The sequence below is a fragment of the Aldersonia kunmingensis genome (assembly GCF_001646865.1).
GTDB classification, from domain to species: Bacteria; Actinomycetota; Actinomycetes; order Mycobacteriales; family Mycobacteriaceae; genus Aldersonia; species Aldersonia kunmingensis.
In genome coordinates this window covers 1-6917 of the sequence record NZ_LRRB01000252.1, presented here as the reverse complement: position 1 = coordinate 6917, position 6917 = coordinate 1, and the positions used below count along the sequence as shown (strand labels likewise).

The following is a 6917-nucleotide window of genomic DNA, read 5'->3' as shown; positions in this document are numbered from 1 at the left end:
CCGCGCGCTCGAGCTACGCCGACGACACCGTCCAACTCAGCGAGGACGGGACCTACGTGCTCTCGCTGGGACCAAACCGGCTCGAGCTGTGGCGGTCCGATCTCGTCCGCACCCTCGAATACGGCTACGTCGATGCCCCGGTGAATCCGCGCAGCCAGCCCCGCACCGGCTGCGCGCTGCGCTCGGCGGCATCGAGCGGCACGCGGGTCGCGGTGCTCGAACAATGCCCCGGCGAAGCAGGGAATCGGCTGACCCTGCTCAACCCGGCGCCGAAGGATCCGACCAAACCCGAGGAGTACGCGTCCCTGGTGCTCGCCGATCTGCCCCCGGGCGGTGCGGGCAAGATCCTCGCCGCCTCCGGTGATCGGGTCACGATCTACATTCCCGGCGACGGCGCAGGTCGGCGGCCCTACCTTGGGGTTTACGACGCCACCGGTACCGAGGTGGCGCGGTATCCGCTGTCCGAAGAGCTCCCCGCCGACGCGGTGGCGGTGCGCGTGCCTGGGGCCTACCTGCTGTGGACCGGTGTCGCTGTTGTCGCGTTGCGGGCCGGCGATCTGACGCCGCTGTGGTCCTCACTCGATGCCATCGGACCCGGCACCGCGATGGCTGGCGTCGTCATCGTGCCCGTGCCCGGCGCGATCGCCGTGATCGACCCGCTCTCCGGAAACCAACTGCGACGGGTGCCGGTGGCGCGCGACGAGAAACTGGACGGTCCAATCCTCACCTCCGTGAGCGGCAGCACCATCCTCGAGCAACGCGGCGAGGAATTGGTCGCCCTCGCCTGAGCAGCGCAGGCGAGGTGGCGCACTGGCCCGCGAACGCGATGACCTAGGTTCGGCGCATGGCGAATTTTGTAGTGACAGGCGCGCGCTCGGGAATCGGCGCGGCAACGACCCGTCGGCTGGCCGAAGCGGGCAACACTGTCGTGGGTGTGGATATCGCAGATGTCGATGTGACCGCGGACCTGAGCACGGCCGAGGGCCGCGCGGCCGCAGTCGCTGCAGTGACGGAGGCATGCGGTGGCATCGTCCATGGTGTCGTGTGCTGCGCCGGACTTGGCTCACTGTCCCCGCACCCGGGCGGGAAGATGGTCGCGGTCAACTACTACGGCGCGGTCGACTTCCTCACCGGCCTGCGCCCTGCGCTCGGCCGGGCGGGCTCGGCATCGGCGGTGGTGATCTCGTCGAGCAGCACCACCACCCAGCCGGGCATCCCGGAGGATCTGGTCACCGCCTGCCTCGAGGGCACCGAGGACGAGGCCACCGCGCTCGGTGAGTCGCTCGGCGCACTACTCGCCTACCCCGCCACCAAGCTCGCCCTGGCGTGGTGGGTGCGTCGAGAAGCTGTGCAGGCCAACTGGATTGGCGAAGGAATCCGACTGAATGCGATCGCACCGGGGATGATCGACACCCCGATGACCAGCGGGGCGGATGTGAACCCCGATCTGGCGAAGGCGCTCGATTACTACCCGGTGCCGATGGGTCGGCGCGGCCGCCCCGAGGAGATCGCCGCGGTCGCGGACTTCCTGCTCGGGCCCGGTTCGTCGCTGCTGTGCGGATCCGTGCTGTTCGCCGATGGCGGCACCGACGCGGTCTGCCGCCCGACCGACTGGCCGGCGGCCTGGACGCCGAGCAACGAAGAACTGGCCCGCCTGTTCAGCTGACCCGCGGCGTTCCGCAGGCTCCGCTCCTGCCGCACGGGTCGCTCCGCAGGCTCCGCTCCTGCCCACGGGTCGCTCCGCAGGCTCCGCTCCTGCCGCACACCAAATGGCGATCCGCACACGCAATGCGTGTGCGGATCGCCAAAAGGTTTGTGGCGCTGGGTAACCCGTTAATCAGGCCTCGGGCGAGAACGTCTGCAGTGCCTTACCGCCCCACCAGTACCCCGCGAGATTTTTCGCCAAGTCGCGGTAGGCGATCGCCCCCTTGTTCTTGCGCCCCGCCAGAACCGTGGCCCCGGACGCCGAGGCTTCCGCGAAGCGGACCGTGCGTGGAATCGCCGGTGCAAGGACGGGTAGGTCGTACCGGTCCGCTACATCGGCGAGCACATCGCGCGCGTGCGTCGTCCGAGCGTCGTAGAGCGTCGGCAGGGCGCCGAGCAACTGCAGGTCCGGGTTGGTGATCTGCTGCACCTCGCGCACAGTGCGCAACAGCTGTCCCACTCCACGATGCGCGAGGGTCTCGCACTGCAACGGAATGAGCACCGAATCCGCCGCGGTCAGACCATTGAGCGTCATGATGCCCAGCGAAGGCGGGCAATCGATGAGGATGACGTCGAAATGACCGCGGAACGGTGCGAGCGCGCGCTTGAGCGCGAATTCGCGCCCGGGCCGCATCAACAGCACCGCGTCGGCGCCGGCCAAGTCGATTGACGCCGGAAGCAGCGCGACACCCTCGGAAGTCTCGAGCAAGACCTCCTTGGCATGTTTGTCCGCAGTCAGGACCTCGTACACCGACTCCTCGAGTCGGTCGGGGTTGTGTCCGAACGAAAACGTCAGGCAGCCTTGCGGATCCAGGTCCACGACGAGCACGGCGTGCCCCAGCGCGCCGAGCGCCGCGGCAAGCGACGCGACCGTCGTCGTCTTCGCCACTCCACCCTTCTGATTCGCGACTGCGAGAATTGTCGTCACGCGCACGATCCTTCCGTAATTCGACGCATCCGGCGAGTGTTGGGACCAACCCGATCGGTAAGGGCGATCATTGTCGTGAACGGCGCGGCCGAGACGGGCAAGATGTACCCATGATCGCCCCGAATGCGCGGTTGGTGTTGCTCCGACACGGCGAAACCACCTGGTCTCGTTCGGGTCAGCACACGAGTTACACCGATCTGCCGCTCACCGAGACCGGGGAACGCGAAGCCCGTGCGATCGCGCCGGCACTCGCCGACCTCGAATTACGCAATCCGATGGTGATTTCGAGCCCACGCGGCCGCGCGCTGCGCACAGCCGAATTGGCCGGGATGACCGTCCAACGGCAGTGGGACGACCTCGTCGAATGGGGCTACGGCGACTACGAGGGCCTCACCACCGCACAGATTCACGAGACCGCCCCGCATTGGTCGGTGTGGACCCATCCGTGCCCGAACGGCGAGTCCGCGGAATCCGTGCAAGGCCGCGCCGACACGGTTCTCCACGTGTCCGCCGCACAACTACCCGACCGCGATGTGGTCCTCTTCGGTCACGGACACTTCTCCCGGACACTCATCGCCCGGTGGCTCGAACTGCCCGTGCGGGAAGGCCGCCGGTTCGGGTTCTCCCCGGCCGCCTACACGGTGCTCGGCTTCGAGCACGGAGTCCGGCAGATCGTCACGCACAACGTCGCTGTGCCGGTGCTATGAAGGTGCTATGAGCACCACGGAGACTGCGAGCGTCGTGCGCCGAGCCGAGCCTGACGATGTCCCGGCCATCGTCGCGCTGGTACACGAACTTGCCGATTACGAGCGGGCCTCCGACGAATGCACGGTCACCACCGAGCAGATGCACACCGTCCTGTTCGGTCCCACCCCTGCCGCGTTCGCGCACGTGGTCGAGTCCGGTGGCGAGGTGATCGGGATTGCCGTGTGGTTCCTGAACTTCTCCACCTGGGACGGCGTGCACGGGATCTATCTCGAGGACCTGTACGTCCGGCCGCAGATGCGCGGCGGCGGCCACGGCAGGGCGCTGATCTCCGCACTGGCGCGTGAATGCGTCGACAAGGGCTACTCGCGGCTCACCTGGGCGGTGCTCGATTGGAACGAACCCGCGATCGGCTTCTACCGCGCACTGTCCGCCGACGCGCAGGACGACTGGACGAACTACCGGCTTACCGGTGCGGCGCTCGAGGATGCCGCCAACTGGGCACCGGTGCTCTGAGCGGGCCGGAAGTTTCGCCCCGGGAGCACGACCAGAAACGAGACTGAGATCAGTCCTGGTCGGCCTGGGCGTACTGGTCGGCCATCCAGGCCGAGGTCGGGCCGCAGAGCAGGAACCCGAGCGATGCCACGACGACCGCGCCGAGCAATCCACCGAGCACCGGCTGATCCGAGTCGGTCAGCAGCGACCACACCACGGGCAGCAAAAGCACCTGCGCGACCACCGCGATCGCCCGGCCCCAACGCTTGCCGAAGAGCAGGGCCAGTCCCGCGGCCAGGACTGCGCCGCCGAGGATGATGAACCAGGAGGCGGTGCCGTATCCGCTGGCTCCGCTCTGATCGTGGCCGAGCAGCGCGCGCACGATCAGCGTGATCGCGACGACGACGGCGACCGTGCCTTCGAGCGTCACCAACGAGCCGGCGACTCGCACCGTCGTCGGCACGGCGGCCGGTCGTCGATCCTGCGCGGGCTGCTGTTCGGGCTGCTCTGACACGCCACAACCCTATAAGCCGGCCACCTGTGTTCCCCGTCGCGTCCCCCACCCAGCGGGTGTGCGGGCAGCTAGGCTCATGGCCCGTGCGAGCGCTGCTGATCGTCAACCCCAATGCCACCTCGACGACGCAGGCCGCGCGTGACCTGGTCGCGCATGCGCTCGAGAGCCGGATGCAGCTCACCGTCGCGCACACCATGCGCCGCGGGCATGCCGCCGAACTTGCCGGCTGGGCGGCCACGAACGGCATGGACCTCATCGTCGTGCACGGCGGCGACGGCACGATCAACGAGGCGATCAACGGTTTCCTTCCGCGACCGGACGACCCGGGCGGTTATGTCCGCCCCGACGGCCTGCCGCGGTTGGCCGTACTGCCCGGTGGCTCGGCGAACGTTTTCGCACGATCGCTCGGGATCGCGCCGGACCCGGTGGAGGCGACGAATCAGCTCATCGACCTGATCGGCAAGGGCACCCGGCGCCGCATCGGGCTCGGCTTCGCAGCCGGCACGGCGCCCGATGAGACCGCGGAATCACCCAGCGCAGGCGAGCCGACCGAAGATGGGCCCGACCCGGACTCCCCGGCCGCGCTCGGCACCGCGCGGTGGTTCGGCTTCAACGCCGGCCTCGGCCTCGACGCGCGCGTCTGTGCGGCGGTGGACGACAGCCGTGGCCGCGGCAGGACGGCGACGCCGACGCGATACGTGCGCACGACGCTGCGCGAGTTCTTCCGCAACAAGCGCAACGAGCCGACCCTCACGGTCGAGGTCCCCGGCACCGATCCGGTGGGCGATGTTCATTACGCCTTTGTCTCAAATTCGAGCCCGTGGACCTTCATGGACGCCAAGCCGGTCTCCACCAATCCGGGCACCAACTTCGACACTGGCCTCGGTGTGTTCGCCATGCGCTCGACCGGGGTACTCGCGACCCTGCGGGTGGCTTCGCAGCTGTTGCGCGAGGGTGCACAACCCAAGTCCCGCATATTGTTTCGCGTCGACGATGTGCCCTGCGTCACCATCCGATCAAGCGAGCCGATCGCCTTCCAGCTCGACGGCGACTACGTCGGAGTTCGGAATGAGGTGCGTTTCACATCTATTCCTAATGCGCTCGAAGTGGTCGTTCCGGCAAGATCTACATCTGCGTGACGAACACCAGTCTGGCCGTTATCGTGCGCAAACATCGTTGACGGAGTAAAAAGGTACGCGCAAACTGCGGAGGGGCACCTTAACAGAAGTGAGGTTCCCCACGGTGCGCCGGACCCTATTGGCGTCTATGGTGATCGTGAAAGCATTCACATGCAACAGTGCGGAAACATGCCGTTCGCACTCATTTAAGCCAAACAAAACGACACGGCGCCCCGGTGTGGGCGCCCGGTAAGGAGCAGAGGATGGACTGGCGCCACACGGCAATCTGTCGCGATGAAGACCCGGAACTGTTCTTCCCCGTGGGGAACAGCGGCCCGGCGATCGCGCAGATTGCGGATGCCAAGCTCGTCTGCAATCGCTGCCCAGTCACCGCTGACTGCCTGTCTTGGGCCCTCGAATCGGGCCAGGACGCCGGCGTGTGGGGCGGCATGAGTGAGGATGAGCGACGCGCCCTCAAGCGGCGCAACGCTCGGACGCGTGCACGCAGCGCTGTCTGACGAATAACTCGGATCGGGCCCGGCGCACTTTGGTGCCGGGCCTTTTTCGTGCCCGCGCCCGGCTGGACGAGCGACGAACGCGCAGGTTAACCGCGACCCGACCGGCGTCCGAGCGGAACCCGGAGCACTGCGTCGGTGCCGCCGTCACCACCCGGGTGCAAGCCGATCGAGCCGCCGAGTTCGGCGGTGACCAGCGTGCGCACAATCTGCAGTCCGAGTCGGTCGGAACGTTCCAGGCTGAACCCGTTCGGCAGACCCCGGCCGTCGTCGTTGATCACGACGTCGAGAAAGCGCGCGGACCGGTCCGCCTTGATTGTCACCAGTCCGCCGCTGCCGGGATCGAAGGCGTGCTCGATGGCGTTCTGCACCAATTCGGTCAGCACCATGACCAGCGGCGTCGCCCGTTCCGCGGACAGCACGCCGAGACTGCCCTCGCGCCGCACCCCGATGGGCGCCGTATGCACGGTGGCCACGTCGGCCATGATCGGCAGCAGCCGATCGACCACCTCGTCGAGGTCGACCTCCTCGTCCACCGACATGGACAGCATGTCGTGCACCGCAGCGATCGCCGTGACCCGGCGAACCGACTCGGTCAGCGCGACCCGGGCTTCCTCGTTCTCGGTGCGCCGCGCCTGTAGTCGCAGCAGCGCGGCGACGGTCTGCAGGTTGTTCTTCACCCGGTGGTGAATCTCGCGGATCGTGGCGTCCTTGCTCAGCAGTGCCCGGTCGCGGCGCTTCACCTCCGTCACGTCGCGGACCAGCACGGCGGCACCCGCGGATCGCCCGTGCGGGCGCAGCGCAAGCGTGCGCAGCAGCACTGTCGCGCCGCGCGCGTCCACTTCCATCCGGCGCCCGGCCCGTCCCGCCAGGGCGTCCTTGATGTCCTTCACCGCCTCCTGCGCATCGAACGGGTCACTGATCAGGGTGCGGGTGAT

Annotated in this window: 9 protein-coding genes; 6 read left to right on the top strand and 3 right to left on the bottom strand. The window is 67.8% G+C overall.

Features of this window, described 5'->3' with window-relative positions:
- Positions 1-788: Rv3212 family protein (locus tag A8G08_RS27610; RefSeq protein WP_483757018.1), on the top strand; the 788-nt coding region annotated here is incomplete at its 5' end.
- 56 nt (positions 789-844) lie between these two features.
- Positions 845-1666, top strand: a complete 822-nt coding sequence (locus tag A8G08_RS19920) for an SDR family oxidoreductase (RefSeq protein ID WP_068278093.1) — start codon at positions 845-847, stop codon at positions 1664-1666.
- A gap of 171 nt (positions 1667-1837) precedes the next feature.
- Here the strand turns inward: A8G08_RS19920 and A8G08_RS19915 are convergent, their stop codons facing one another.
- Positions 1838-2632: a ParA family protein gene (locus A8G08_RS19915; RefSeq protein ID WP_068278090.1), complete on the bottom strand. Its 795-nt coding sequence runs from the start codon at positions 2630-2632 to the stop codon at positions 1838-1840.
- A 110-nt stretch (positions 2633-2742) separates the two neighbouring features.
- On the opposite strand from A8G08_RS19915, the gene A8G08_RS19910 reads away from it, so the two are divergent.
- Both A8G08_RS19910 and A8G08_RS19905 read left to right on the top strand, forming a co-directional pair.
- Positions 2743-3339, top strand: coding sequence for an acid phosphatase (locus A8G08_RS19910; protein WP_068278088.1), 597 nt, complete (start codon positions 2743-2745; stop codon positions 3337-3339).
- Positions 3340-3346: 7 nt separating this feature from the next.
- Complete coding sequence (locus A8G08_RS19905; protein ID WP_068278086.1) at positions 3347-3853, top strand: GNAT family N-acetyltransferase; 507 nt, start codon at positions 3347-3349, stop codon at positions 3851-3853.
- 49 nt (positions 3854-3902) lie between these two features.
- Here the strand turns inward: A8G08_RS19905 and A8G08_RS19900 are convergent, their stop codons facing one another.
- Complete coding sequence (locus A8G08_RS19900) at positions 3903-4346, bottom strand: hypothetical protein (RefSeq protein WP_068278084.1); 444 nt, start codon at positions 4344-4346, stop codon at positions 3903-3905.
- Between the two features lie 83 nt (positions 4347-4429).
- On the opposite strand from A8G08_RS19900, the gene A8G08_RS19895 reads away from it, so the two are divergent.
- Together A8G08_RS19895 and A8G08_RS19890 are read left to right on the top strand one after the other, a co-directional pair.
- Positions 4430-5485 carry a diacylglycerol/lipid kinase family protein gene (locus A8G08_RS19895; RefSeq protein WP_068278083.1) on the top strand — a complete coding sequence of 352 codons (1056 nt, stop codon included), beginning with the start codon at positions 4430-4432 and terminating at the stop codon, positions 5483-5485.
- Positions 5486-5727: 242 nt separating this feature from the next.
- A complete protein-coding gene (locus A8G08_RS19890) occupies positions 5728-5982 on the top strand; it encodes a WhiB family transcriptional regulator (protein ID WP_068278095.1) in 255 nt (84 codons plus the stop codon).
- 86 nt (positions 5983-6068) lie between these two features.
- Here A8G08_RS19890 and A8G08_RS19885 read toward each other — a convergent pair.
- A partial coding sequence (locus tag A8G08_RS19885; protein WP_169823341.1) for a sensor histidine kinase occupies positions 6069-6917 on the bottom strand: 849 nt, incomplete at its 5' end.